Source organism: Erwinia sp. AC075 (assembly GCF_979253995.1).
The window spans coordinates 3141089-3166522 of sequence record NZ_CEEDEU010000001.1 but is presented as its reverse complement, the minus strand read 5'-3'; the positions used below and the strand labels follow the sequence as shown (position 1 = coordinate 3166522).

Sequence of the window (25434 nt, the reverse complement as noted above, 5' to 3'; positions counted from 1 at the left end):
CAACGGGCCGCCTTTTTTTATGCGCTTAATCCCGCCTGCGGATCCACGAAAAACGCTGCTGATAACCGTGATCGAAGTGGCTGTTGCGGCGGTAGCTGGCCTGCGCTTCCGCCATGCAGTAAGTGCATATCGCGCTCAGTTCAATCTGCGCTTCCGGCACCCCTTCACGCATCGCCATCCTCTTAGCCAGCAGCGGCAGATCAAACCACACTCCAGCGGTGGTGCCTTTCGCCTGCGCGCGAACCGCATCGCGGTTAACCGGCTGCACGGTTGAGAAGGCGATCAGCCCGGCGAGATCATGAGGGTTCTCCTGTTGGATGCCCGCAATGCGCTCGTCACCCAGCTCATAGCAGCAGGGACCGATGGCCGGGCCAATGGCCATCATCAGGCTGTCCGGCGTGGCGCCGCGTTCGCACAGCCGTCGCAGGGTATTGATCAACACGCCGCCCAGCGCGCCGTTCAGTCCGGCATGGACGGCGGCAACCTGCTTGTGTCGGGTATCGGCAATCAGGATCGGCAGGCAGTCGGCGGTATACACCGCGACCGGCCGCGTGCCGGTGCCGATCAATCCGTCCGCCTGCTGGCTTTTGACCGGCAGTGCTTCGGTGTCCAGCACCACGTTGGGGCTGTGACGCTGATGGTTATAGATGCTCTCTTCCGGCGGACGCTCACCGGCGGGCAGAAAAGCGTGATCGAGCCAGCTCAGCGAAGAGAGCAGGGGCGAGCGATAGGGTTGCGGCATGTTCCAGTCCTTTACGTCATCAGCAGGCGAACAATCTCTTCACATTACGGGGGAGATGCTACATTTTTAAGGCGTTAATTCGAAAGCCTTTCTATCCCTTTATTCTGGCAGGAGATCACCACCCTTGAAAATGAAAACCACCACCACCCTAAGTGCCGCCGTGCTGATGGCGCTGGCGCTGTCTGGCTGCGCCCCTCACAAACAGGATGCTGCCAACCAGCTGAATCAGCAGTCGGTGATGGCGCTTAACTGGTTCCAGCAGTCGGGTGAATATCAGGCGCTGGCGTATCAGGCGTTTAATTTTGCCACGCTGGCGTTTGATAAAGCCCCGTCGCTGACCGGCAAGCCGAAGGCGGTGATCGTCGATCTGGATGAAACGATGATCGATAACAGCGCCTACAGCGCCTGGCAGGTGAAGACGAACCAGCCGTTCGCCGATAAGAGCTGGTCGCAGTGGACCCAGGCAAAACAGGCCACCGCCGTACCGGGCGCGGTGAACTTTGCCAACTATGTTAACAGCCACGGCGGCACCATGTTCTATGTCTCCAACCGCGACAGTAAAGATGCGGCGGCCACGGCGGCAAACCTGACCCAGCTCGGCTTCACCGGGGTGAACGATAAAACCCTGCGCCTGAAGAGCGACAGCTCAAACAAGCAGGCGCGATTTGATGCGATCAAGGCGGAAGGCTACGACGTGGTGCTGTATATCGGCGACAACCTTAACGACTACGGTGCCGCGACCTGGCATCAGGGCAACGCCCAGCGTCGTGCTTTTGTGAACCAGAATAACCGCCTGTTCGGCACGCAGTTCATTATTCTGCCTAACCCGCTGTACGGCGACTGGGAAAGCGGATTGGGCGAAGGCTATAACAAGCTGACGCCAGAGCAGAAGCTGCAAACCCGTGACGCCAACCTCAAGGCGTGGAGCGGTAAATAAGCCGCTGAACCGCCTGGCAGGATCGCCTCTGCCAGGCCCGTAAAACGCCGTCGTTTAGATCGACAGCGCCAGCTGGGTGCCCTGCGCAATCGCGCGGCGGGCATCCAGCTCCATCGCCACATCCGCACCGCCAATAATATGCAGCGGCTTACCCAGGCGGGTGAGCGAGGCTTCCAGCTGACGGTTAGGCTCCTGACCGGCGCAAATCACCACGTTATCGACTGCCAGCAGCAGCGGCTCGCCATCACGCAGAATATGCAGGCCGTGGTCATCAATCTTCAGATACTGCACGCCGCCCCACATTTTCACCGCCCGCATTTGCAGGCTGGCGCGATGGATCCAGCCGGTGGTTTTACCCAGTCCGGCCCCCGGTTTGCCGGGCTTGCGCTGCAATAACCAGATCTGCCGTTCCGCCGTCGGCAGCACCGGCGGCACCAGTCCGCCGGGCTGTTGCAGGGTGCGATCGATGCCCCATTCCTGGCAAAAGGCGGCAATATCCAGGCTGGTGGACGGCCCGTGTTGGCTGAGGTATTCGGCGGTATCGAAACCAATTCCGCCTGCGCCAATCAGCGCCACGCGCGGGCCGACCGGCTTTTTATCGCGCAACACGTCCAGATAGCTGAGCACGGAAGGGTGATCCAGGCCGGGGATGTCCGGCAGGCGCGGGGTAACGCCGGTCGCCAGCACGATCTCATCAAATTCGGTCAGTTGCTCAGCGCGGGCCGCTTCATTCAGCCTCAGAGTCACGCCGGTCAGCGCCAGCTGGCGGCGGTAATAACGCAGGGTTTCGCTGAACTCTTCTTTGCCGGGGATCTGCCGGGCAATATTGAACTGGCCGCCAACCTCGGCCGCGCGGTCAAACAGCGTCACCTGATGGCCACGCGCGGCGGCATTGACCGCAAACGCCAGCCCCGCCGGACCGGCGCCAATCACCGCCAGCCGTTTTACGTTCTGCGTCGGCGTAACCGGCATCTCGGTTTCATGGCAGGCGCGCGGATTCACCAGGCAGGAGGTGATCCGGCCGGCGAAAATCTGATCCAGACAGGCCTGATTACAGCCGATACAGGTATTGATCCGGTCGCTGTGCCCGGCGCGGGCCTTGCTGACCCACTCTGCATCGGCGAGGAACGGCCGCGCCATCGAAATCATATCCGCACAGCCCTCATCCAGCAGGGCTTGCGCCACGTCAGGATGATTAATGCGGTTAGTGGCGATCAGCGGAATGCTCAGGTGCTGGCGAAGTTCCCGGGTGACCCAGCCAAACGCGCCGCGCGGCACCGAAGTGGCGATGGTGGGGATCCGCGCTTCGTGCCAGCCGATGCCGGTGTTGATCAGGCTGGCACCCGCGCGCTCAATGGCTTTCGCCAGCCGGATGCTCTGCGGCAGGGTGTTGCCCTGTTCGACCAAATCCAGCATCGACAGGCGGAAGATAATGATAAATTCCCGGCCCACCGCTTCCCGCACCGCCTTAACAATCTCCACCGCAAAGCGCATGCGGCGGCTGTCATCACCGCCCCAGTCGTCCTGGCGCTGGTTGGTGCGTGCCGCCAGAAACTGGTTAATCAGATAGCCTTCCGATCCCATGATCTCGACGCCGTCATACCCGGCCTCTTTCGCCAGCGCGGCGCAGTGCGCAAAGTCGCCGATCAGCGCCAGAATATCGTCGCCATTAAGCTCATGCGGCTTAAACGGGTTAATTGGGGCCTGCAGCGGCGAAGGGGCAACCAGCGAAGGCTGATAGCTGTAGCGTCCGGCATGCAGAATTTGCAGCGCGATTTTGCCGCCGGCCTGATGCACCGCATCGGTGACCGGGCGATGATGCGCCAGCTGGTCCGCATGATTAAGCACCGACGCGCCGGCCATCACCACGCCCTCCGCCGACGGCGCAATGCCACCGGTAACAATCAGCGCCACGCCCGCCGCCGCGCGCTCGGCATAGAAAGCGGCCAGACGGCGCGGCCCGTCCGGGTGCTCTTCCAGCCCGGTATGCATGGAGCCCATCAGCACGCGGTTCTTCAACTGGGTAAAACCCAAATCAAGCGGAGAGAACAAGGAAGTGTTCATAAGACCCTGAAAGTGAGTGGTCGGATGAGTGCTACTGTAGCGATGAAAAGCCCATTGTTAAAGTGTTGTTAACCGGAGTGTGATGTGCCGCCAGGTATTGCGCTTTTTCAGCGGCGTAGCGCGAAAGAAGCAACTACACCTAATGCATCCTCTGACTCTTTTCTTCAAGGAATTAGCATGCCTGTAACCATCATAGCGGTTGGCGTGATCCTGCTTCTGGTGCTGATGATCGTCTTCAAAGTGAATGGCTTTATTGCGTTGGTGTTTGTCTCGGCGGTGGTCGGCGTTGCGGAAGGCATGACGCCGCTGGCGGTGGTGGCCTCGATCCAAAAAGGCATCGGCGGCACGCTGGGCAGCCTGGCGATGATCCTCGGGTTTGGTGCCATGCTCGGCAGGCTGGTGTCCGATACCGGCGCAGCGCAGCGGGTGGCCACCACGCTGATAGCCGCCTTCGGTAAAAAGCATCTGCAATGGGCGCTGGTGGTCACCGGGCTGATTGTCGGTCTGGCGATGTTCTATGAAGTGGGCTTCGTGCTGTTACTGCCGCTGGTGTTTACCATCGTGGCGGCGGCGCAGATGCCGCTGCTGTACGTCGGCGTGCCGATGGTCGCCGCCCTGTCGGTGACCCACTGCTTCCTGCCGCCGCACCCGGGCCCGACGGCGATCGCCACCATCTTTGGCGCCAATATCGGTACCACGCTGCTGTACGGGCTGATCATCACCATTCCGACGGTGATCGTCGCCGGGCCGATTTTCTCGCGCTTCCTGAAAAGCTTCGAGCGCGAACCGCCGGAAGGCCTGTTCAATCCGAAGATCTTTGAAGAACACGAAATGCCGGGCTTCTGGATCAGCATCTTTGCGGCAGTGATCCCGGTGATCCTGATGGCCATCGCCGCGATCTGCGAGCTGACCATGCCGAAAGAGAATGCGCTGCGTCAGTTCTTTGAATTTATTGGTAATCCCGCCGTGGCGCTGTTTATCTCGGTCGTGGTGGCGGTGCTGACGCTGGGGCTGCGCAACGGCCGTAAGATGGAAGAGGTGATGGAGATGTGCGGCAGCTCGATTGCCGCCATCGCCATGATTGTCTTTATCATCGCCGGCGGCGGGGCGTTTAAGCAGGTGCTGGTCGACAGCGGCGTTGGCAACTATATCGCTGACCTGATGAAAGGCTCGTCGCTGTCGCCGCTGCTGATGTGCTGGACCGTGGCGGCAATGCTGCGCGTGGCGCTGGGATCGGCCACCGTGGCGGCGATCACCACCGCCGGGATCGTTACGCCGATTATCGCCATCACCCATACCGATCCTGCGCTGATGGTGCTGGCGGTGGGATCCGGCAGCGTGATCGCCTCGCACGTCAACGATCCGGGCTTCTGGCTGTTTAAGGGCTACTTCAATCTGACCGTGGTGGAAACGCTGAAAACCTGGACGGTGATGGAAACGCTGATCTCGTTCCTCGGCCTCGGCGGAGTATTGATCCTCAACGCCATTATTCACTGATGATGACCGCCCGATCTCCCCTCGCTGGGACGATCGGGCAGCCCCCTAAGGCTTATCCCCCTGGCCATACACCGGCGGCGAGGCGAGTTTCGCTTCCTGCCGACGTTCAGCCACCTGCTTTGCGGTCGCCGACGCTGCCGCCGGATTGCCGAACTCGCGGCTGACAAAGTTGGCGACGTCGGCCACCTGTTCATCGCTCAGCTCCGGGGCAAACGGCGGCATAAACACTTCGCCCTGGCGCATCTTGCGGTGGACGCCGTTCAGCACCACCGAAATCAGATTGCGGCTGTCCCACGCGCCGGTGGTGGTGTGGTGGCTGAGCGAAGGATAGGCGCCAAACCCCTGACCCGATCCGCCGCCCGACGCACCGTGGCAGCTGGCACAGTTGCCGGCAAACACCACCGCGCCGGCGTTCTCACGGCGCCAGGCGTCAGAGCTTCCCCGCAGCTGGCTGACGGTGGCGGTGGGCTGCCCCCAGTCATCGCGTGGTTTGGTCTGCTTATCATCGCCAACCGGCTTCACGCTGCGCAGGTACAGCGCGATATCCTGCAGATCGCTGTCCGGCAGATATTGCAGGCTGTGCTCAACGGCTTCCGCCATCGGCCCGGAGGCGCTGGCGCGTCCGGCGACAAAGCCGGTTTTCAGGTAGGTGACCAGCTGCTTTTCGCTCCAGTCACCGATACCGGCGTTTTTATCCGGCGTGATGTTCCACGCCATCCAGCCGCCCAGATCGCCGCCGGACAGCGGGCTGCCATTATCCATGCCCTTGGTGATATTACGCGGCGTATGGCAGGTGCCGCAGTGCGCCAGCGCCTCCACCAGATAGCGGCCGTTGTTCCACTGCGGGCTTTGCGCCGTATCGGGCTTAAGCGCGCCTTTATCCAGGTTCAGCCATTTCCAGAAGCGCAGTCCCCAGCGCTGGTTGTACGGGAAGCCGAGTTGCGTTTCCGGCGAGGCGACATGCACGGCGGGCAAGGCCAGCAGGTACGCGCGGATCGCCAGCACATCTTCGCGGCGCATTTTGCTGAAGGCGTCGTACGGCATCGCCGGATAAAGCTGCTTGCCGCCTTTGCCAACGCCGTCGCGCACCGCCGCGACAAACTCGTCTTCGCTCCAGCTACCGATGCCGTACTCGGGATCGGAGGAAATATTGGTGCCGTAAATCTGCCCGAACGGCGTGCTGACCGCAAAGCCGCCGCCAAAGGGTTTGCCGTTGGTCGCGGTGTGGCAGGCCGAGCAGTCAGCCGCCGTTGCCAGGTATTTGCCGCGCGCGATCTGGGCCGGATCGGCATGGGCGGCAGCGCAGACCGCCGCAGTCAGGGAGAGTGCCAGCAGGGTGTGCTTCATGCGGTTGCCCCCAGGCTTTTCAGCACCGTATCGGCCATCCGCAGTGCCAGCGCGGTGCCGGTCAGCGTGGAGTTCACCGTCGAGGCTGACGGCATAATGCCGGTGCCGGCGATATACAGATTCGGGTGATCGTGGGTGCGACAGTCCGCATCCACCACCGAGTCTGTCGGATCGCTGCCCATGATCATCGTGCCGGTAATATGCTGGTTGTTATCGTAAACCCCGCGCTTGCTGTACACCGCCTCCGTGCCGCCCATCTCTGCCACCATCTTTTTAAAATCCTGCATCGACTGGTCATAGCCACGGTGAACGTAGTCCGGGAAGCGGTAATACACTTCCAGCCGGGGAATGCCCCAGGCATCCTTTTCGGTTTTGCTCAGCACCACGCGGTTCTGCGGTTCCGGCAGCATCTCCAGCAGGCATTTCAGCTGCACAAAACGCTCGGCCTGCCAGCGCAGCTTGTCGTTCAGTGCCCGGCCATAGAAGCCCTGTTTCACCAGCCGTTCGGTGAGATAGCGCACCGGCGAGGTGTTCGCCAGATCGACACGCAACGCCGAACGATCCTTGCGGAAGTCGCCATCACGCAGGTTATTAATGCTGCCAGGCCGCATTGGCCCCCGGCCAAACCACACCGGCTCATCGGCATAAAATTCAACGGACGAACCCGGATGATCCATCAGGTTGCGGCCGACCATGCCGGAGCTGTTGGCGATGCCGTTGGGATAGCGATCGCTGGTGGAGAGCAGCAGCAATTTCGGACTTTCAATGCCGTTGGCGGTCAGCACAAACTGTTTGCCGGTGACCCGATGGCTGGCTTTATTGCGGTCGAGGTAATGCACCGCCTGGATCACGCCTTGGTCGTCGGCCTCAATCTTGTAGACCACCGCGTTGGCGATGATTTTCACCCCGGCATCCAGCGCCTTACGGGCCGAAATGCCGCCGTGGTACTGCGCGTCAATCGGGCAGACCGGCATACAGTTGTTGTTGCCGCAGCAGGCCGGGCGACCATCGTAAGGAATGCTGTTGCGCGCCTGCGGACCAATCCCCACGTCGTAGCCCAGCGGCGCCAGACGGGCTTTCAGCCGCTCAAAGCCGTAAGGCAGCGGGATGCCGGGCAGCGGATAGGGACGCGAACGCGGCGAGTTGAGATCGTCATCGCCCGACACGCCCATCTGGGCTTCCGCATCGCAGTAATAAGGTTCCAGATCTTCATAGCTCAGCGGCCAGTCGCGGCCGACGCCGTACAGCGTGTTGAGGCGGAAATCGTTGGGCAGCAGGCGAAACGCCTGACCCGCCCAGTGCCAGGTGGTGCCGCCGGTGCCGCGCAGGTATTGCGCACGATAAGGATCCGGCCCTTTCTGGATCAGATAGTGATTATCCACCGGGATGAATTTGGGCTGCGGTGCCCAGGGCTCTGGCGGATAGGGTTCGGTGAAATCGCCCTTAAACGGCGAGTGACGGAAATACTCCACTGCCTGGTCCCGTTTGATTTCCGGGCCGGATTCCAGCATCAGCACCGAAACGCCCGCCTTGACCATTTTCAGGGCGGCCAGCGAACCGGCAATCCCGGCGCCAATCACCACCACATCTGCGCTTACATTCTCAGCCATGTGCAATGCTCTCCTTGCCTGGCGGTTGCGTCCAGAAGTTGGCTTCACCCGGCGCATAGCTCGGAGGAAGCAACGAGGTCTTAACCACGCGATAACTGACTATATTCTCAAACGCCACGCATTCCGGCTTCTGGCGGTTCACCACGCCGAGATACCAGCCGGAAACCAGCGTCTGGTAGAGTTCCTGCACCGCCGCCGGCTGGCCAGCCATCGCCGCCAGCAGCGCATCGCCCTGCGGTGCAGGCTGGCGATTAAGCAGGTCGCTCAGGCCGATCAGCTGGTTGTCCAATCCGTCGATCCGCTGATGCAGCCAGCTGTACAGGCGCTGCGCCAGCAGTGCATCAGGCCGATCCATGCCGGTCAGCGTTTGCGACAGCGAGACAAAATTTGCGGGCACCGTAATGGCCGACGCCAGCGGCGCACGGGCAAATGCGGGCAGCCACTGGCTCAACGCGCCAGCAACCAACAGGCCCGTCGAGCCGACTAACAGTCGGCGACGTGTAAGCGACATAAGGTGAAATCCTTTACGGGTTGCGCTCAGTTGAGCGCGGTAGCGGCCGACTCTGAGGCCTGATTATCCAGTTCCTGTTTGGGGGTGCTGACGCCAACCGCACCGACAATCTCACCGTGCAGGGTCAGCGGGAAGCCACCGCCAAGGGCGACCGCCTGCGGGATTGCCAGCACGGTGGTTTCGCCCTGTTGCAGGCGCTGCATAAACTTCAGCGACGGCGCGTGGTACAGGGCGGAGGTGCGGGCCTTGCCGATTGAGGCGTTCACGCAGCCCGGCGGCGCGTTATCAAAACGCTGGAAGGCGACCAGCAGTCCACTGGCATCGACCACCGCCACACAGCCGGTGCTGTTGGCGGCGGCAAGGCTCTCTTTGACGTGGTTGAGCACCTGGTCAGCCTGGGCGGCATTCAGGCCTGCGGCGGCGCAGGATCCTGCCGAGGCCAGCAGCAGGCTGGCGGCGAAAAATAACGGTTTCATATCAGTCCTTAACGTAAATCCGGTCCAGCGTGTGCTGCCAGACAAAGGGGGTAAGCTGTTGATAGTTGAGGTCACGTTGCGCCAGCGCATCGACCAGCCCTTGCTGTGTGGTGACGATGCCCTGGCTCATCGCCGGGACCACGTTGACGTCCTGCAGGGTTTGTACCACTTCGCGCATCTCTTCTGCGCGGCGCTGGCCGTGCTCCGCCACCCGGCTAATCAGGTAATCCGGCAGAGCGGCATTCCAGCCCAGCGACGGGAAGCTGGCATGCAGCGAGTCCAGCACCGCCTGTTCCACACCGTACTGACGGGCGGCGCTCAGGCATTCGGTGGTCAGCGCTTCCAGCCCTTTGATCATCACGCTGCGGCACATTTTGATCGCGGAGGCTTCGCCCACGTCGCGACTGCGGTACTGGCTGTTCATCCCCAGCGAGCGCAGCGTGACGTTCAGGGCTTCCGCCGTTTTACCGCCAATCAGCAGCGGCGTTTTCAGCCCCGCCGGTGGCACCGGGGCCATCACCGCCACATCGATATAGTCCGCGCCACGGGCCTCAATCAGCTCGGCGGCCGCCAGCTTGGTGGCCGGTGCCACCGAGTTCAGGTCGAGGAAGGTCTGGCCAGGGTGCAGATCGGCGGCGGCGGCCATCGCCACGTTCAGCGCTTCAGAAGCGGTGACGGCGGAGAAGATCAGTTCGGCCCCGTCCAGCGCATCGCCCAGCGAGCGGGCCACGCGCACACCCGCGCCATCGGCTTTCTCCATCATCGCCGCGCGGCATTCGGCGCGATCGAACTTGCGGTCCCACACCGTGACCTCAGCCTGTTTCGCCAGCGCCGCGGCGAGAATGCCGCCCGCTTCACCAAAGCCAATAAAGGTCATTTTTGTCATTACAGCGTCTCCTGTGATGAGGAAAGCGGCCAGACGGACGCCGGGATCATCACCTCACCGGCAAAAATCAGTCTGGCGGTGCGCAGCAGTCCGGCGCCGGTCAGCTGAAGGCGATCATCGCGCTGCAACAGCACGCTGAATTCGCCGCCGGGATGCTCGACGCTCAGCCGCTGATCGCGTGCGGTGCCGACCCGGGCGAGGCCGTTGGCGACGCTGCCCGCCACCAGGCAGGCGCTGGCAACGCTCACCGCGCCCAGCACGCCAATCGAGGCGTGGCAGCGGTGGGGAATAAAGGTACGGCTGTTGATGGTGCCGCCCTGGCTGGGTTCCGACAGCAGCGTCATTTTCGGCACGGTGCGCTGGCTGACGTCGCCCAGATTCATTAACGGACCGGCCTGCAAACGGATGGATTCCAGCCGCTGCTTCAGTTCAGGATCGTTGTCCAGCTGCTCGCGGCTCTCGTAGCCGGTACGGCCCAGATCGGCGGCCCGCAACAGCACCACCGGCATGCCGTTATCGATGCAGGTCACTTCGATGCCGTCGAAGACATTGCGCGGCTGGCCGGTTGGCAGCAGCGATCCACAGCTGGATCCGGCGATATCGCTGAAATTCAGCACTACTTCCGCCGCCGTGCCTGGCACGCCGTCGATTTTCAGATCGCCGTCGTAGCAGACTTCGCCGTCTGGCGTGGCGATCTGCGCGACCGCAATCTGCCCGGTGTTCTGCATAAAGATCCGCACTTCGGTGAGCGGATCGCCGGCCTTAACCAGCCCGCGCTCAATGGCAAACGGACCGACCGCCGCCAGCACGTTGCCGCAGTTCTGGCCGTAATCGACGATGGCCTTGTCGACGTTGACCTGGGCAAACAGGTAATCGACATCGGCATCGGCACGTTCCGATCGCCGGACGATCGCCACTTTGCTGGTCAGCGGATCGGCACCGCCCAGCCCGTCGATCTGACGGCTGTCCGGCGATCCCATCAGCGCCAGCAGCACGCGATCGCGACGATCCGCGTCTGAAGGCAGATCGCTGGCCAGCAGGCAGGCGGCTTTTGAGGTTCCCCCGCGCATCAGCAGGCAGGGCAGGCGGCGCTGGCGCATATTAGGTCTCCAGATCGTCAAGGGTGTCCAGGTAACGCAGGCCTTTCTCGGCCAGCCGTGGGCGCATCTGGTAGATGTCCAGACCCAGTTCGCCCGCCGCCATGCGCACGCGTTTGCTCTCTTCCAGCGCTTCGCGCTTGCGGGCGCTTTCCGCCACCTGCGCCGCTTCGCCGCGCGCCACTACCACCACGCCATCGTCATCGGCGACAATCACATCGCCAGGATTGACCAGCTGCCCGGCGCAGATCACCGGCACGTTGACCGAGCCGAGCGTTTCTTTCACCGTGCCTTGCGCAAACACCGCGCGGGACCAGACCGCAAAGCCCATCTCACGCAGCGTGCGCGAGTCGCGAACGCCGTGATCGGCAATCAGGCCAATCACGCCGCGCGCCTTAAGCGAGGTGGCAAGCAGGTCGCCGAAGAAGCCATCCACGCACGGGGAGGTCGGCACCGCCACCAGAATGTCGCCGGGTTGACACTGCTCAACCGCGACGTGAAACATCCAGTTATCGCCCGGTGCCAGCAGCACGGTGACGGCGCTTCCCGCCACCGATTTGTTCTGCTGAAGGGGACGGATGGCGTGATCCAGCAGCCCTTTGCGGCCCTGCGCTTCATGCACCGTTGCCACGCCGGATGTCGCCAGCGACGCGATATCAATGTTATCCGCGCGCGGGATATTACGCACGACAACGCCTTTTTGACCGATCGCACTCATGCCAGATCCTCCGTCACGCGGGGGAAGATGCTCTGATAGCCCTCGCCGTAAATGATGTCGCGGGCGGCGGTGATACCGACATTGCGTTTCGCCTGCACGCCACGCTGCTGGGCCACGCGGGTGTAGTACTCCCAGAGGTGTTCCTGCCCGGCCATGCACTGGATCGCCGCGTACTTTTTGTCCCAGACGCGGGTGATATCCAGCAGCACGTCCGGCTTCCAGTTGCACTGCTCGGGCTGGTGCGGCTCAAAGCAGTACACCGGCGGCGCGGCAACGATCTTCTCGCCCGGACGGTAGCCTTCGGCCTGAGCGATAATTCGCGCTTCCTGCGCCAGATTAGTCGCCATCGGATGGTCGTAGTTGTAGGGATCCTGCAGGGAATGGGTCAGCACAAAGTGAGGCTGCACGCGGCGATAGACGTCCGCCAGGCGGAACAGCGTTTCTTTGTCCGCACGCAGCGGGTAGTCACCGAGATCGAAGAATTCGATGCTGGCACCGAGGATTTCGGCGGCGGCCTGCGCTTCCGTGCGGCGGGACGCTTTGACCTGCGCTTCGGTCATCGACGGCCCTTTACGCCACAGCTTGGCCGATTCGCCGCGCTCGCCAAATGACAGGCAGACGATATGCACCTGATAGCCCTGTTGCTGATGCAGCGCGATGGCGCCGCCGGCACGCCAGACGAAATCGGCAGAGTGAGCGCTGACCACCAGAGCGGTTTTCGGGGAAGTTAACTCAGTCATATTCGGGTTCCTTTGCGTTTTTTTTCATGCTGTCACGCGGGCGAATCCCCGGATAATTCATTTGATTGCAGTGGGTATGCGTTTTATTTATAGTTTGGCTCAGATCACAGGTTGAGAAGGAGCGGAAATGGCACAGGAAATTACCCGGCAGGAACTGACAAACCTGATGCAAATCAGGGCATTTAGTCAGGTTGTGGTTCAGGGAAGTGTCTCAAAGGCAGCCGATGAATTATTTCGTACCCAGTCGGCGATCACCCGCGCCATTCGCGATCTGGAACTCACTTTAGGCGTGCCGTTATTTGAGCGTCATGCGGGCGGTATGCGCCTCACCGACCTGGGGAAATGCATTCTGCCGCGCGCCGAACGGGCAATAGATGAGCTGCACGCCATCCCGTTATTGCTGAGCAAACTGCAGGGCAAAGGCGGCAGGGCGGAGTCAGAACCGCTGTGGCTGTTCAACGTCCGTCGCCTGCAAATCTTCGTCAGGCTGTGCCAGACCCGGCATATGCAGTCGGTTGCTCAGCAGCTGGGGCTCAGCCAGCCGGCGGTCAGCGCCGCGCTCAAGGTGCTGGAAAACGGCGCGGGCATCGCGCTGCTGGAACGCACGCCGCACGGCATGATCCCGTCGCTGGCGGGACGGGAAATCGAGCCGAATATTCGCCGTGCCCTCAACGAGCTGCGGCATATTCCGGCGGATATTGCCGCCCGCAAAGGGGTGCTGGAAGGGACGGTGCGCGTGGGGGCCTTACCGCTCGGCCGCACAAGACTGCTGCCGCAGGCGATCGTGCGGCTGACCGCGCGGTATCCGGGCATCAAGGTGGTTACCAGCGAAAGTGCCTGGGGCATGCTGACGTCTGAAATGCGATCCGGCGAGATCGACTTTATCTTTGGTGCGCTGCGTAACACCGAAGAGATCAACGATATCAGCAACGAACCGCTGTTTGCGGAAGAGATGGTGCTGGTGGCCCGACGCGATCACCCGCTGGCGCAGGCACCGGTCAGCACCCAGGCGCTGCGCGAGGCGCGTTGGGTGCTGCCGCGTTCCCATACGCCCGCCCGCAATCTGCTGGATAACTGCTTCCTGGCGATGGGCATTCCGACGCCGGATCCGGTGGTCGAGAGCGGCGATCTGGCGCTGGTGCGTGGCCTGCTGCGCGATTCCGATATGCTGGCCGCCGTCTCCGCGCACCAGCTGGAGTTTGAGCTGGCGTCCGAAGAGCTGGTGGTGCTGCCGATCGCCCTGCCGGATACCCGACGGGCGATTGGGCTGAGCTACCGCACCGGCAGCCTGCCGTCACCGGCGGCCGACGCGCTGATCGGCTTTCTGCGCGAGGTGTGCCACGGCAGCGAGCCGCGCTTATAAAGAACGGGCCGCTTCGATCAACGCATAGCGGTAGCCACGAATGCCGTAACCACAAATCACGCCCTGCGCGACATCCGACAGGAACGAGTGATGGCGGAAGGCTTCGCGCTTGTGCACGTTGGTGATGTGCACTTCCCACAGCGGCAGGGCCACGCCGGTCACCGCGTCGCGGATCGCCACCGAGGTGTGTGTCCAGGCGGCCGGGTTGATCACCAGCGCATCGGCCTGCAAACGCGCCTGCTGGATCCAGTCGATCATTTCCCCTTCATGGTTGGTCTGGCGAAACTCGATGGCGATATCCAGTTCGGCAGCGGTATCGCGGCAGAGCTTTTCCACCGTTTCGAGCGTGTCGGAGCCATAGGTTTCCGGCTCGCGGGTGCCCAGTAAATTCAGGTTCGGGCCATTCAGAACATAAATGGTTTTCATGCGTTTTCCTCAGTCGTGGAAGCCAAACAGGCGCTTTGGGGTATCCCACAGGATTTTGCGGCGGGTGTTTTCGTCGGGGATCATTTTCTCCAGCAGCAGCAGCTGGGTGCCCATGTCCATCCGTTCGGTGGCGCGCAGGAACGGCCAGTCAGAACCCCACAGGCAGGCATCCGCGCCAAAGGCGTCGAGCAGCGCCAGCACATACGGCTGCGCATCCTGCCACGGGTAGCGCTGCTGCGAGAACTTGGCCATGCCCGACAGTTTGACCGATGTCCGATCCTGACCCGCCAGCGACAGCAGCGCCTGGAACGCCGGCTGCGACAGCCCGGCGTTAACGTCCGGTCGCCCGGAATGGTCGAAGATCAGTTTGGTGCGGGTGCGGTTCAGCAGCGGCATCAGCGCCAGCAGCTGATCATCCTGCACCTGGATCTGCGCAAACATCTCCAGCTCCGCCAGCCTCGCCATCAGATCGTCGAGCTGTAAAAAAGGGCCGGTGCCGAGCATCGCGACATTAAAGGCAATACCGACCACGCCGCGATCCTTCAGGGCCGCCAGCGTATTGCTGTCCACGTCACGCGGCGTCACCGCAATGCCTTTCGCCCGGCCACCGGACTGGCGGATCGCCTCCAGCATGCAGCGGTTATCGAGGTTATAGGCCGACGTCGGGCCGACCATCAGCGAATGGCGGATGTTGTAGGCTTCCATCACCGCCTGATAGTAGGCCGGAGTGGCCAGCTCGTGACCGTCCGGGTGATAGCCGCTGTTGGCATCATAGGGAAACTGCGCCGGATCGAACACGTGATGGTGGCAGTCAATAATGGGCAACGAGGTCATCAGGACGCTTTCCCCGCAACAGAATAGAGCACCTGCTGATTGCGGGTTTGCTGGAACTCTTCCAGCGACACGCCGCGCATCGCGGAGTAGATATGCAGGTTGGAGACGCCGACCACCGCACCCAGTTTCTCCAGCAGGAAGAAGCTGACGCCGTAATGGATCATCCCGCGCCAGTCCAGCGAGCTAATCAGCGTGCGCTCTTCTTCGGTCAGTTTTGATTCGTCATACAGCGCCTCGGGTTCGTTGCGGAAGCGCTCACGCCAGGCGGGCTGGATCATCTTGTGCAGGAATTTGTTGATGCGTAATGCCTTCAGGCTGCGCGCCTGAGTGAACGGATAGGTGCCGGGCAACTTCTCCACGCCGCTGAGCTGCAGGTTGATCTTATCGCGCTGGCGCTGATGCACATCCACCGGCGCTTCCCTCGCCTGGTTTTCGAGGATCAGCGTGGCGATGCCGGTCATCGACGGCAGATAATAGGCCTGATGCAGCTTTTCCACGTTGGCAGATAGCGCGCCGCGCATCACCAGCCACATAATCACTTCCGACCCTTCCAGCCCGCCCAGCGTGGCGTATTCGGCGAGGGTGATTTCGGTCAGACGCTGCGGATCGTTGACGATCATATCGACAAACTGCGCATCCCACTCCGGGTTGTTAAAGCCGCAGCGTTCACCGTGCACCTGATGAGAAACGCCGCCGGTGGCGACGACCGCTACCTTCAGATCTTCCGGGAAGCTTTCCACCGCGCGGCGCAGCGCCTGGCCGAGTTTGAAGCAGCGGCGGGCAGACGGGATGGGGAATTGCAGCACGCCAATCGCCAGCGGAACCACCTGCATCGGCCAGCCGTTATCGCAGGGTGCCAGTGCGGACAGCGGTGAGAATAGGCCATGATCCAGCGGCTTGTCCTGGAAGAACGACATATCGAATTCATCGGCCATCAGGCTGGCACCAATGTGCTGCGACAGGGCCGCGTGGCCCTGAACCGGCGGCAAATCGCGCGGGCCGCCGCCTTCATCCGCCACCGCATACTGCTCATCAATGCCCAGCGTAAAGGCCGAATAGTGATCGAAGAAGAAGGAGGTGACGTGATCGTTAAACACGTACAGCAGCACGTCCGGTTTCTTCTCTTCCAGCCAGCGTTGCATAGGCGCAAAGCCGTCAAAAATAGGCGCCCAGGCCCCTTCCTGTTGCTTGTTATGGTCGACTGCAAAGCCAATGGTTGGCGTGTGTGAGACGGCCAGACCGCCGATGATAGTAGCCATAGTTCTCTTCCTTCACTTATCGGTTATTCATACTGCGCGAGAGGGACGGCAGGTCGTTGAGATCAACCCCTTTCAGCTGTCTTGCCACCTGCGCAGGCTTATGTTGCGTAATCGAGAGCGCCGCCAGCAGAGCCGGGATCGCTAACACAATAAAGATGCTGGTTTGCCCCGGGAACACCCCGAGCAGCACGCCGCCCAGCGAGGAGCTGATAATCGCGCCGCTGCGGCCAATGCCGTGCATCCAGCACACGCCGGTGGCGCGCATTTCTGTGGGATAAAAGGCCGGTGAGAAGGCCTGCAGGCCGGTCTGCGCGCCGTTAATACAGAGCCCGCTGACAAACACCAGCAGCGCCAGCATGTCCGGACCAAAGCCCCAGACGCCCTGAGAGACCAGGCAGAAACAGCCCAGCAGATAAAAGGTCGCGATGACATATTTCGCCTTCAGGCGATCCATCAGGCTTCCGACCAGCAGGCCGCCGACGGTGCCACCCAGCTGGAACAGCCCGGCGACAATTGCCGCGCGCTCCAGCGTGACGCCGCCCGACCGCATAATGGTCGGCAGCCAGCCGTTAAGCAGGTAGATGACAAACAGGCCCATAAAGTAGGTCAGCCACAGCACGATGGTGCCGCCGGCATAGCCCTTGCTGAACAGCTGCAGCACCTGCGCTTTTTTCGGCACAATCGGCGTCGACAGCACAAAGGCGGTGGTGGCAGTAAAGCTGCCGCCCATGCGGTTCAGCACCGCGGCAATTTTTTCGCGGCTGACGTTACGCACCACCATAAACATTGCCGATTCCGGTAATACCCAGATCAGCACCGGCAGCATCAGCAGCGGCATCGCGCCACCAAACAGCAGCACCGATTTCCAGCCAAAGTGCGGCAACATGCCGGCGGCGATAAAGCCGCCCATCCCGGAACCGATATTAAAGCCGCTGTACATCAGGGTGATCATCAGGCTGCGGCGACGTTCCGGCATATATTCCGACACCAGCGTCACGCAGTTGGGCATCACCGCGCCAAGGCCCAGCCCGGTCAGAAAGCGCAGCAGCGCCATCTCCATCGGGGAACGGGCAAAGGCGCTGCCCAGACTGAAGCAGGCAAAGCAGGCAATCGAAATCAGCAGGATCTTCTTGCGGCCAAATTTATCCGACCACGGCCCGGCGACCAGCGCGCCAATCGCCACGCCGAACATTGCGGCACCGAGGATCGGGCCCATCTCAGCGTGGGAAATGCCCCAGTCTTCAATCAGGGCAGGGGCAATAAAGCCCATTACGGCGGCGTCATAACCGTCGAACAGGATAATTAAGAAGCACAGGGCCAGGATCAGCCATTGCTTCCCCGAGATGGCGCGGGAATCAATCCATCCCTTTACGTCGACAATGTCGTGGTTGCTCATAGGGTACGCTCTCTGTTTTTTTTATTAATCCGTGACCGGGTTAAAAAAAAATCCACTCACCTGGGATTGACGGGTGGTGTTTTTATCTGTTTTTGAGGTAAGTCTGTTCTGTTTTTTTATTATAAAACAGCCAGTTATATTGTTGTTGTTTTGTTGTGCCAATACCAACTTAAGCAGGGCCAGCGGCTTTGTCTGCCATAAAATCGTTATAGAGGCATGAGTTTTATTTATTCTGTGAGGTGTGCCGTAAGATGAAACCGGGGAAGGGCGGCAGATCGACAATGTAAAGATGTTCAAATATTTCAGTGTGTTTCTGACGTTTATTGATAAATCGCGTTATTACTCGCCAGCGTATTTATTCTTAGAGAAATAAAACCTTTCAGTGATTTAGCCAGTGGATCTATTTATTCACCCCACAAAAAATAATGATAAAGCGGTATATTAAAGAGACGACCATCCCTTTTATGGCTAATTGAGGTCATAGGAAAAGCTTATGTTTAATTAATGAATCAGGAATGCATTAATTAAACATATTATTGATTATTAGGGGTTTTAGTTGATTACTTTAGTTTATTTAATTGGCTGGAAACGCGTGTGCTGAGAAATCAACGGTAAACAGGTTAATTTAATAAAAATTACATTCGCTTATTTCATCTGACTTAAGAATAATCTTAATAATTAATACCAGTCTAAAATATCAGAACTTATTACAGCAGATGTGTACATACTTAAACGGAGGCAGTTCCTCTGTTAACACTTATTTCCATTTATTTGGCGCTCAGGTTTATTCCTGTCGTACTTAAAAGAGAGAATGTATTTTGACGACACTAAAACCCCTGTTAGCGAAAAACCGCAGTTGGGCCTTACAGCGCCGCCAACGCAATCCTCAATACTTTCGCCAAAACGTCGATTCCCAGCAGCCGCACTCGCTGTGGATTGGTTGCTCCGACAGCCGCGTTCCCGCCGAAGTCCTGACCGGCGCGCATCCCGGTGAACTCTTTGTGCACCGTAATATCGCCAATATGGTGGTGGCCGGTGACGATAATTTTATGAGCGTGCTGCAATACGCGCTGGAGTACCTGAAAGTGTCCCGCATTGTGCTCTGCGGCCATTACGGCTGCGGTGGCGTGCAGGCGGCGATAGCCTTACCGAATATTCCGTTGTCTGACGAAAACTCGCCGCTCGCCCGACGCATCACGCAACTGCGTAATGCGCTGGCACCGGGACTGGCCGACGCCGAGGGTATTGAGGATGAAAGCGAAAAGCTGAATAAGCTGGTGGAGGCCAACGTCCTCGCCCAATTTTCTCACCTGATCGCCGCAGAGCCGGTGCTGAATATCTGGCGATCCGGCGTGGAACTGGATGTGTTTGGCTGCGTGTATGACCTGCAGTCCGGGCATCTGAAAGAGTTAATCCAGCAAAGTGCAGAGGGTAAATCGCCATGAACTTAAGTCATCTACGTCGGGATATCCCGGCGGGTCTGGTCGTGTTTCTGGTGGCGCTGCCGCTCTGTCTGGGCATTGCGCAGGCCAGCGGCCTTCCGCCCTTCGTTGGCCTGCTTACCGGGGTGATTGGCGGGCTGGTGGTAACCACCTTCAGCCCGTCTAAATTCGCCGTCAGCGGCCCGGCCGCCGGTCTGGTGACCATTGTCACCGGCGCCATTGAAACCCTCGGATCGTTTTCCGCCCTGCTGTTCGCGTTAATCATCGCCGGCGTGCTGCAGTTTATGCTTGGCGTGATGCGCGCCGGACGCTTTATCACCCTGGTGCCTGGCACGGTGATCAAAGGCATGCTGGCGGCAATCGGTATTTTGCTGATTATGCAGCAGATCCCGGTGGCGTTGGGTGCGGCGGAAGAGAGTGAACTCAGCTCGCTGGTCACCGGCGGCGCGTTCAGCGTGTCGATCCCGGCGATTGTGGTCTCCGGCATCGGCCTGTTTATTCTGTGGTTCTGGTCGACCAACACCGTCAAAAACATCAAGGTGCTGAGCTGGGCGCCCGGCCCGTTGGTCGCGGTGCTGTTTGGCTGTATGGCGACGGTGGTCGGCGGCAGAATGTTCCCGGACATCGTCAGCAACCTGCCGCGCATTTCTCTGCCTTCCTTCGACAGCCTGGCGGCGTTGACCGGTGAACTGGAACGCCCGGACTGGAGCGTCTGGCAGAATCCGGCGGTGTATATGATCGCCGCGACCCTCGCCATCGTTGCCAGCCTGGAAACCCTGCTTAGCCAGGAAGCGCTGAAAAAGCTGCGTCCACAAAATCCACCGCCGTCGCCGGACAAAGAGATGCGCGCGCAGGGTATTGGTAACCTGATCAGCGGCTTCCTTGGCGGCTTGCCGATTACCGCGGTGATTGTGCGTAGCTCGGTCAACGTCAGCGCCGGTGCGCAGAGCAAGATTTCAATCCTGATCCACGGCGTGTTGCTGCTGGTGTGTGGCCTCTACTTCAGCGAACTGCTGAACGCCATTCCGCTGGCCAGCCTGGCGGCGGTGCTGCTGTATACCGGGTATAAGCTGGCCACGCCGCGCCTGTTTGTTGAGCAGTTCCGTCAGGGCGCGCAGCAGGCGGTGCCGTTCCTTGCCACCATCGGCGGGATTCTGGTGTTTGGCATGCTGGCGGGGATTGGTATTGGCCTGGCCACGCAGATCCTGTTCAGCATCTACAAGAGCCATCGCGGGGCGATGTTGCTTACGCGCTACGACGATCACTTTGTGTTGCGCTTCCAGCAGAACCTGACCTTTATGCATAACCCCCGGTTAAAAGGCCTGCTGGCGGAAATCCCGGAAAACAGCGTAGTGATTGTCGATCACGACAACGCGGAGTACATCGATCCGGATGTCAAAGCGGTGCTGAAAGACTTCGGTGAAGGGGCGCAGAAACGTGGCATCGTGCTGAATCAGTGGCCGGTGAAACTCGCCTGATGTGACAGGCCGTTAAATGAGCGTCAGTCTTTTGTTGCAAATGCGAAATTGCGTTCTATGCTTCGGGAGCAAAATTGCGCATTAGAGGGACTGACATGAGATTTAACGGCCTGGCAAAAGGATTTTTCATCCTGATCCTTTTTATCGTAACAGTGGCTTTTCTTGATGTACTGGGGCCGTACTACTCTTCGGTATTGTGGGCTGCGATCCTCGCAGTGATCTTCCACCCAATGAAAACAAAACTCCGCCAGATGATGGGTGACCGTAATGGATTAGCCACCTTTGCCACGCTGGTGGTGATCTGCTTAATCGTCTTCACCCCGTTGGCCATTCTCGTTTCGTCGATGGCGATTGAGTTCAATGTGGTTTACACCAAGCTGCAGAGCAACAATATGCAGCTGCCGACCATCATGGCTGACGTGATGCAGCATTTGCCGGGCTGGGCCAGAAGCTTCCTGACCGAACACCAGTTGGATACCGCTGCGCAAATCCAGCAAAAGCTTTCACAGGTGGCGATGCAGGGCGGACAGTATCTGGCGGGCAGCGTATTCCTGATCGGTAAAAGCACCTTCGGTTTCACCGTTGGGTTCGGCATCATGCTGTATCTGCTGTTCTTCCTGCTGAAAGACGGTGCTTACCTGGTCAATCTGATCCTCGAAGCGTTGCCGCTGTCCAGCTACGTGAAGCATCACCTGTTTATGAAGTTCGCAGCGGTTTCCCGTGCGACGGTCAAAGGCACGGTGGTGGTGGCGGTGGTGCAGGGCGCGCTGGGTGCGCTGGCATTCTGGATCACCGGCATTGATGGCATCCTGCTGTGGGGTGCACTGATTGCCTTCCTGTCCCTGATCCCGGCGGTGGGGTCGGCGATTGTCTGGGTGCCTGCGGCAATCTTCTTCTTCGCCTCGGGCGTGTTGTGGAAAGGGCTGTTTATCGTCGGCTTCTTTGTGGTGGTCATTGGGCTGGTGGATAACATTCTTCGCCCGCTGCTGGTCGGCAAAGATACCAAGATGCCGGATTACCTGATTCTGATCGCCACCCTCGGCGGCATGGAAATCTACGGTATCAACGGCTTTGTGATCGGTCCGCTGATTGCCGCGATGTTTATTGCCTGCTGGAATCTGCTTTCCGGTCGCGATAACCGCGAAAACAGCGACGAGATCGATGAAGAGTTTATTGAAGAAGGGAAAGCCCCGCCGGAAGCCTGATCGGCCGGCTGGGTGAAATAAAAAAGCAGCGCTCCGGCGCTGCTTTTTGCTTGATGAGACTACCCCGCCATTTCCCGCTTAAACACCTCCAGCGTATGGGCTTTGACGCGAATAAATTCCGGATGACTCATGATTTCGGCGGTGCGCGGACGCGGTAATTCAAACGGCACGATTTCCGCCACCCGCGTCGGACGCCGCGTCAGCAGTAAGATCTCATCCGCCAGGAACACCGCATCTTCCAGATCGTGCGAGACAATCAGCATCGTCACGCCGGTTGCCTGCTGCACCTGCTGCAGCTTATCGCGGATAAACAGCGTCATTTCAAAGTCGAGGGCCGAGAACGGCTCGTCGAGAAACATCACTTCCGGCTCGGTCGCCAGCGCGCGCATGATGCACACCGTCTGCTGCTGGCCGCCCGACAGTTCGTACGGATAGCGCTGCAGATCGAAGCGGATATCAAACATTTCCGACAGCTCGGCCACGCGCTTTTTCACCGCATCGGCCTTCATTCCCCGGCGCTTTAGCGGATAGGCAATGTTGTTCCAGGCGGTCAGCCACGGAAACAATGCATCGCGGTAGTTCTGGAACACATAGCCGATGGTGGTTTCCGCCAGCGTTTTGCCATCAAACAAAATTTGCCCGCGATCGACCGGGATCAGGCCGGCAATCATATTCATCAGCGTCGATTTACCGCAGCCGTTGGGGCCGAATATCGACACAATCTTGCCGCGCGGGAAGTCGAGATTCAGATCCTGATAAAGCGGTTGCCCGGCGAAGGTTTTATCCAGCCCGCGGATCGTGACGTGGGTATTGGGTTTAGGGTAGGGAGGATGGTTCATGCTTTGCCACTCCAGTGTACGCAGCGCTTTTCAATCAGCAAAAAGGCCAGATTCAGCAGATAACCAAAGGCACCGGTAATCAGGATCGACGCGTACATGTCCTTAATGTTGAACAGCTGCTGTGCGTCGATAATGCGATGGCCCAGACCGGTTTCCGAGCCGATAAACATCTCGGCAACGATCACGATCACCAGCGCCATCGACACGCCGGTGCGCAGGCCGACAAAGGTTTGCGGCAGGCTTTCCATCAGCATGATGTCTTTGAACACATGCCAGCGCGAAACGCCCATCACCTGCGCCGCCATGATGCGGGTCTTTTTGGCATTCATTACGCCGTACGCGCTGTTAAACAGGATCACCAGCACCGCCGCAAAGGCCGCAATGGCGATTTTATTGGTGTCGGTAATGCCGAAAATCAGCATAAACAGCGGGATCAGCGCCGAGGAGGGCGTGGAGCGGAAGAAATCGACCAGGAACTCCACGCTGCGATACAGACGTTCGCTGCTGCCGAGCATCACGCCCAGCGGCACACCAATCACCGCCGAGACGAAAAAGGCCATCAGCGTGCGGTACAGGGTGGCGCCGATATCCTGATTCATGCTGCCGTCGGCCAGCTTGCTGAACAGATAGCTGACGGTTTCACCCGGTGAGGGCAGTAACACCGGGTTCAGCCATTTGGCGCTGACCGCCGTCTGCCACAGCAAAAACAGCAGCAGCGGCCCAACCAGCGGCAGAAGCTTATAACGCCATGATGGCTTCATCTTGCGTCTCCTTATGCTTTGTAGATCAGCGGGGCAACCTGAAGCGGCTTGCTGAAGATCTTCCGTTCGGTAAAGACGTCATAGAATTTCTGGAACCATTGCTGATTTTCGCCGGTGAGCTGGTCATACATCACAAAGCCCGGCAGCGGCACTTCCTTCACCAGCGCAGCTTCGATACCGGTGTAGCCGGCGACATACTGACGCGCGTCGTCCGGGTTTTGCTGAATGTATTTCACCGCTTCGGCATAGGCTTCGACAAACTGCGTCGAGCGGGCCTTATCGGCATTGATAAAGCTGCTGGTCAGCGCCGCCGCGCCACCAAACCACGGTGCGTTGGCATCGCCCAGCACGTATTTCGCAATCACGCCGGTTTCCAGCACTTTGCCTAAGCCTTTCATCCGCGCGACGGTGCCGGTGGGCTCAAGGGTATAAACGCCGTCGATCTGCCCCGCCGCTAACGAAGGCACATGCTGGCCAATCGGCAGTTCGATCACGTTGGTTTCCGTGAAGCCATTCTTTTCCAGAATGATTTTCGCCATGGTGACGTTCTGGATGCCGGGTCCGCAGGCGATGCGTTTGCCTTTCAGATCGCCGATGGATTTGGCGGTGCTGTTCATCGGCACCAGGAATTCATCCAGCACCATTTTTTCGTTGGACGGGTTGGAGCAGATTATTTTGAACAGGTCCGGGCTGGTCAGCGCGCCCAGTCCCAGCGCACCGGTTGCCGTGCCGTTGGCACAGCCATGAATGCGCCCGGTGATCATCCCTTCGACCACCTGTTGCGTACTGGCAAATTTCACCGCGCGCACATTCAGGCCCGCCTTTTTAAAGAAGCCTTTCTCAATACCGACATATAAAGGCAGACCGCCGACAATCGGCCAGTAGCCAATCAGGATCTCTTCGTCTGCCGCCATCGCAGGCAGGCTCCCCAACATGCCACTGAGTGCAACGCCGCCTAAAGTCAGTGCCGAATATTTCATGATCTGGCGACGCATCGCATCGATAGTCTGTTTGTCTTTGCTGCTCATGGCTGATGACTCCCAATGTGGCCCGGTATGCGGGCTTGTATACAAGTTAGTGATCAAGCAATGCAGGAGTTATGCCAGAACGGCAAAGGCAGGCAACGCAGGCCCTGAACGAAATTTGTGGCGTAAGGTGCGTTGCGGGTGGTGCGAACGGTGCACCAATCTGGAGAAAATGCCCCTTGATTGCTAGCAGTGCGTTTGTTTTCGTTAGCGCGGCTGCCAGAAAGACGGGCGGTAAAGTGGCGTTTTCAGACGGGGATTTTTAGGGCCAGTCATGCCTGCCGGACGGCATCCCTTTCATTGTGCTCAACTTTATTGTGGGCTTAAGGAACATAGCTGGGCAGATGTGATCGTCCGCAGGCGGCTTATTTGTGATCGCACGGTCATTTTCAGCGTTAAAAATAACGAAATGATAAAAAATCCGCGGAAAAAGCGCGGAGTCATAATTTTTTCTAATAAATTCAACCCGATAACCATCACTTTTTTTTTGAAATTACTGCATGGTGGTTAAATAACCATCGTTCTGAAAGGCAGGTTTGCGGTAAGGGAATCCATGTTGCGTTAATGTAAATCCTTGTAAAACATGCATTATAAATGAGTCTTTGCCATCAGCCTGGCCAGGCGGGATTTTTCTCCCTGTTTTTCTCTCGCCGTCACCTGTCCGCCGCTTTCTGTTTAAAGCTTAAACGCCTGCTATATTTTCACCGGACTCGACGGCGAATTTGGCTTACGGGCATCTCAGAGGGTGACGTTCTTCTCTCTCCGGCAGTATCCACTAAAT

General features: G+C 59.4%; 23 protein-coding genes. 6 read left to right on the top strand and 17 right to left on the bottom strand.

The annotated features are described in order from the left end of the window. Positions 1-25: 25 nt before the first annotated feature. Complete coding sequence (locus AC0IXH_RS14975; RefSeq protein WP_471720653.1) at positions 26-742, bottom strand: purine nucleoside phosphorylase YfiH/LACC1 family protein; 717 nt, start codon at positions 740-742, stop codon at positions 26-28. 130 nt (positions 743-872) lie between these two features. Between AC0IXH_RS14975 and AC0IXH_RS14970 the strand changes: the two genes are divergently transcribed. Further along, entirely contained in the window at positions 873-1679 is an 807-nt protein-coding gene (locus AC0IXH_RS14970) for a 5'-nucleotidase, lipoprotein e(P4) family (RefSeq protein WP_471721154.1), read from the top strand. A gap of 54 nt (positions 1680-1733) precedes the next feature. On the opposite strand, the gene AC0IXH_RS14965 is transcribed toward AC0IXH_RS14970, so the two are convergent. Further along, complete coding sequence (locus AC0IXH_RS14965) at positions 1734-3743, bottom strand: 2,4-dienoyl-CoA reductase FMN-binding domain-containing protein (RefSeq protein ID WP_471720652.1); 2010 nt, start codon at positions 3741-3743, stop codon at positions 1734-1736. 177 nt (positions 3744-3920) lie between these two features. Here AC0IXH_RS14965 and AC0IXH_RS14960 point away from each other — a divergent pair, with 177 nt between their 5' ends. Then, positions 3921-5240, top strand: coding sequence for a gluconate:H+ symporter (locus AC0IXH_RS14960; RefSeq protein ID WP_013200564.1), 1320 nt, complete (start codon positions 3921-3923; stop codon positions 5238-5240). 45 nt (positions 5241-5285) lie between these two features. Here AC0IXH_RS14960 and AC0IXH_RS14955 read toward each other — a convergent pair whose 3' ends face one another. Genes AC0IXH_RS14955 through galB form a run of 8 tightly spaced genes read right to left on the bottom strand, consistent with a single transcriptional unit; the run spans position 5286 to position 12625 of the window. Beyond that, positions 5286-6587 carry a c-type cytochrome gene (locus AC0IXH_RS14955; protein ID WP_471720651.1) on the bottom strand — a complete coding sequence of 434 codons (1302 nt, stop codon included), beginning with the start codon at positions 6585-6587 and terminating at the stop codon, positions 5286-5288. Beyond that, a complete protein-coding gene (locus AC0IXH_RS14950; protein WP_471720650.1) occupies positions 6584-8197 on the bottom strand; it encodes a GMC family oxidoreductase in 1614 nt (537 codons plus the stop codon). Before AC0IXH_RS14950 ends, AC0IXH_RS14955 begins: the two co-directional genes overlap by 4 nt. Continuing rightward, positions 8190-8708, bottom strand: coding sequence for a sugar dehydrogenase complex small subunit (locus AC0IXH_RS14945; RefSeq protein WP_471720649.1), 519 nt, complete (start codon positions 8706-8708; stop codon positions 8190-8192). The genes AC0IXH_RS14950 and AC0IXH_RS14945 overlap by 8 nt, the downstream gene beginning before the upstream one ends. A gap of 26 nt (positions 8709-8734) precedes the next feature. Beyond that, a complete protein-coding gene (locus AC0IXH_RS14940) occupies positions 8735-9184 on the bottom strand; it encodes a GlcG/HbpS family heme-binding protein (protein ID WP_151038389.1) in 450 nt (149 codons plus the stop codon). Between the two features lies 1 nt (position 9185). Beyond that, positions 9186-10070, bottom strand: coding sequence for an NAD(P)-dependent oxidoreductase (locus tag AC0IXH_RS14935; protein ID WP_471720648.1), 885 nt, complete (start codon positions 10068-10070; stop codon positions 9186-9188). Then, a complete protein-coding gene (locus tag AC0IXH_RS14930; RefSeq protein ID WP_471720647.1) occupies positions 10070-11170 on the bottom strand; it encodes a 4-oxalomesaconate tautomerase in 1101 nt (366 codons plus the stop codon). Before AC0IXH_RS14930 ends, AC0IXH_RS14935 begins: the two co-directional genes overlap by 1 nt. 1 nt (position 11171) lies before the next feature. Continuing rightward, positions 11172-11885: a 4-carboxy-4-hydroxy-2-oxoadipate aldolase/oxaloacetate decarboxylase gene (locus AC0IXH_RS14925; protein WP_471720646.1), complete on the bottom strand. Its 714-nt coding sequence runs from the start codon at positions 11883-11885 to the stop codon at positions 11172-11174. Then, positions 11882-12625, bottom strand: a complete 744-nt coding sequence (galB, locus tag AC0IXH_RS14920) for a 4-oxalmesaconate hydratase (protein WP_013200572.1) — start codon at positions 12623-12625, stop codon at positions 11882-11884. The genes AC0IXH_RS14925 and galB overlap by 4 nt, the downstream gene beginning before the upstream one ends. 127 nt (positions 12626-12752) lie before the next feature. Between galB and AC0IXH_RS14915 the strand changes: the two genes are divergently transcribed. Next, positions 12753-13988, top strand: coding sequence for a LysR family transcriptional regulator (locus AC0IXH_RS14915; protein ID WP_106381798.1), 1236 nt, complete (start codon positions 12753-12755; stop codon positions 13986-13988). Here AC0IXH_RS14915 and aroQ read toward each other — a convergent pair. From aroQ to AC0IXH_RS14895, 4 genes are read right to left on the bottom strand one after another with little or no spacing between them, the layout of a single operon-like run. Beyond that, entirely contained in the window at positions 13983-14414 is a 432-nt protein-coding gene (gene aroQ / locus AC0IXH_RS14910) for a type II 3-dehydroquinate dehydratase (RefSeq protein ID WP_134823362.1), read from the bottom strand. The two genes, AC0IXH_RS14915 and aroQ, sit on opposite strands and share 6 nt — an antisense overlap. Positions 14415-14423: 9 nt before the next feature. Then, positions 14424-15248 carry an amidohydrolase family protein gene (locus AC0IXH_RS14905; RefSeq protein WP_471720645.1) on the bottom strand — a complete coding sequence of 275 codons (825 nt, stop codon included), beginning with the start codon at positions 15246-15248 and terminating at the stop codon, positions 14424-14426. Further along, the gene (locus AC0IXH_RS14900) at positions 15248-16507 is read right to left on the bottom strand and encodes a gallate dioxygenase (RefSeq protein ID WP_013200576.1); all 1260 of its coding nucleotides are present in this window, start codon (positions 16505-16507) and stop codon (positions 15248-15250) included. Before AC0IXH_RS14900 ends, AC0IXH_RS14905 begins: the two co-directional genes overlap by 1 nt. A 16-nt stretch (positions 16508-16523) precedes the next feature. Continuing rightward, positions 16524-17903 (bottom strand): MFS transporter, encoded by a 1380-nt coding sequence (locus AC0IXH_RS14895; protein WP_206404201.1) that lies wholly within the window; start codon positions 17901-17903, stop codon positions 16524-16526. An 818-nt stretch (positions 17904-18721) separates the two neighbouring features. Here AC0IXH_RS14895 and AC0IXH_RS14890 point away from each other — a divergent pair. The 3 genes from AC0IXH_RS14890 to AC0IXH_RS14880 all read left to right on the top strand — a co-directional run bounded on the left by AC0IXH_RS14890 (position 18722) and on the right by AC0IXH_RS14880 (position 22028). Beyond that, positions 18722-19348: a carbonic anhydrase gene (locus AC0IXH_RS14890; RefSeq protein WP_106381793.1), complete on the top strand. Its 627-nt coding sequence runs from the start codon at positions 18722-18724 to the stop codon at positions 19346-19348. After that, positions 19345-20823: a SulP family inorganic anion transporter gene (locus tag AC0IXH_RS14885; protein ID WP_471720644.1), complete on the top strand. Its 1479-nt coding sequence runs from the start codon at positions 19345-19347 to the stop codon at positions 20821-20823. The genes AC0IXH_RS14890 and AC0IXH_RS14885 overlap by 4 nt, the downstream gene beginning before the upstream one ends. Before the next feature lie 95 nt (positions 20824-20918). Then, a complete protein-coding gene (locus AC0IXH_RS14880) occupies positions 20919-22028 on the top strand; it encodes an AI-2E family transporter (protein ID WP_013200580.1) in 1110 nt (369 codons plus the stop codon). 59 nt (positions 22029-22087) lie between these two features. On the opposite strand, the gene AC0IXH_RS14875 is transcribed toward AC0IXH_RS14880, so the two are convergent. From AC0IXH_RS14875 to AC0IXH_RS14865, 3 genes are read right to left on the bottom strand one after another with little or no spacing between them, the layout of a single operon-like run. Next, entirely contained in the window at positions 22088-22867 is a 780-nt protein-coding gene (locus AC0IXH_RS14875) for an ABC transporter ATP-binding protein (protein ID WP_346595468.1), read from the bottom strand. Continuing rightward, on the bottom strand, positions 22864-23628 hold the full coding sequence (locus AC0IXH_RS14870) for an ABC transporter permease (protein ID WP_134823365.1): 765 nt from the start codon (positions 23626-23628) through the stop codon (positions 22864-22866). Before AC0IXH_RS14870 ends, AC0IXH_RS14875 begins: the two co-directional genes overlap by 4 nt. An 11-nt stretch (positions 23629-23639) precedes the next feature. Beyond that, the gene (locus AC0IXH_RS14865) at positions 23640-24656 is read right to left on the bottom strand and encodes an ABC transporter substrate-binding protein (RefSeq protein ID WP_013200583.1); all 1017 of its coding nucleotides are present in this window, start codon (positions 24654-24656) and stop codon (positions 23640-23642) included. Positions 24657-25434 lie beyond the last annotated feature (778 nt).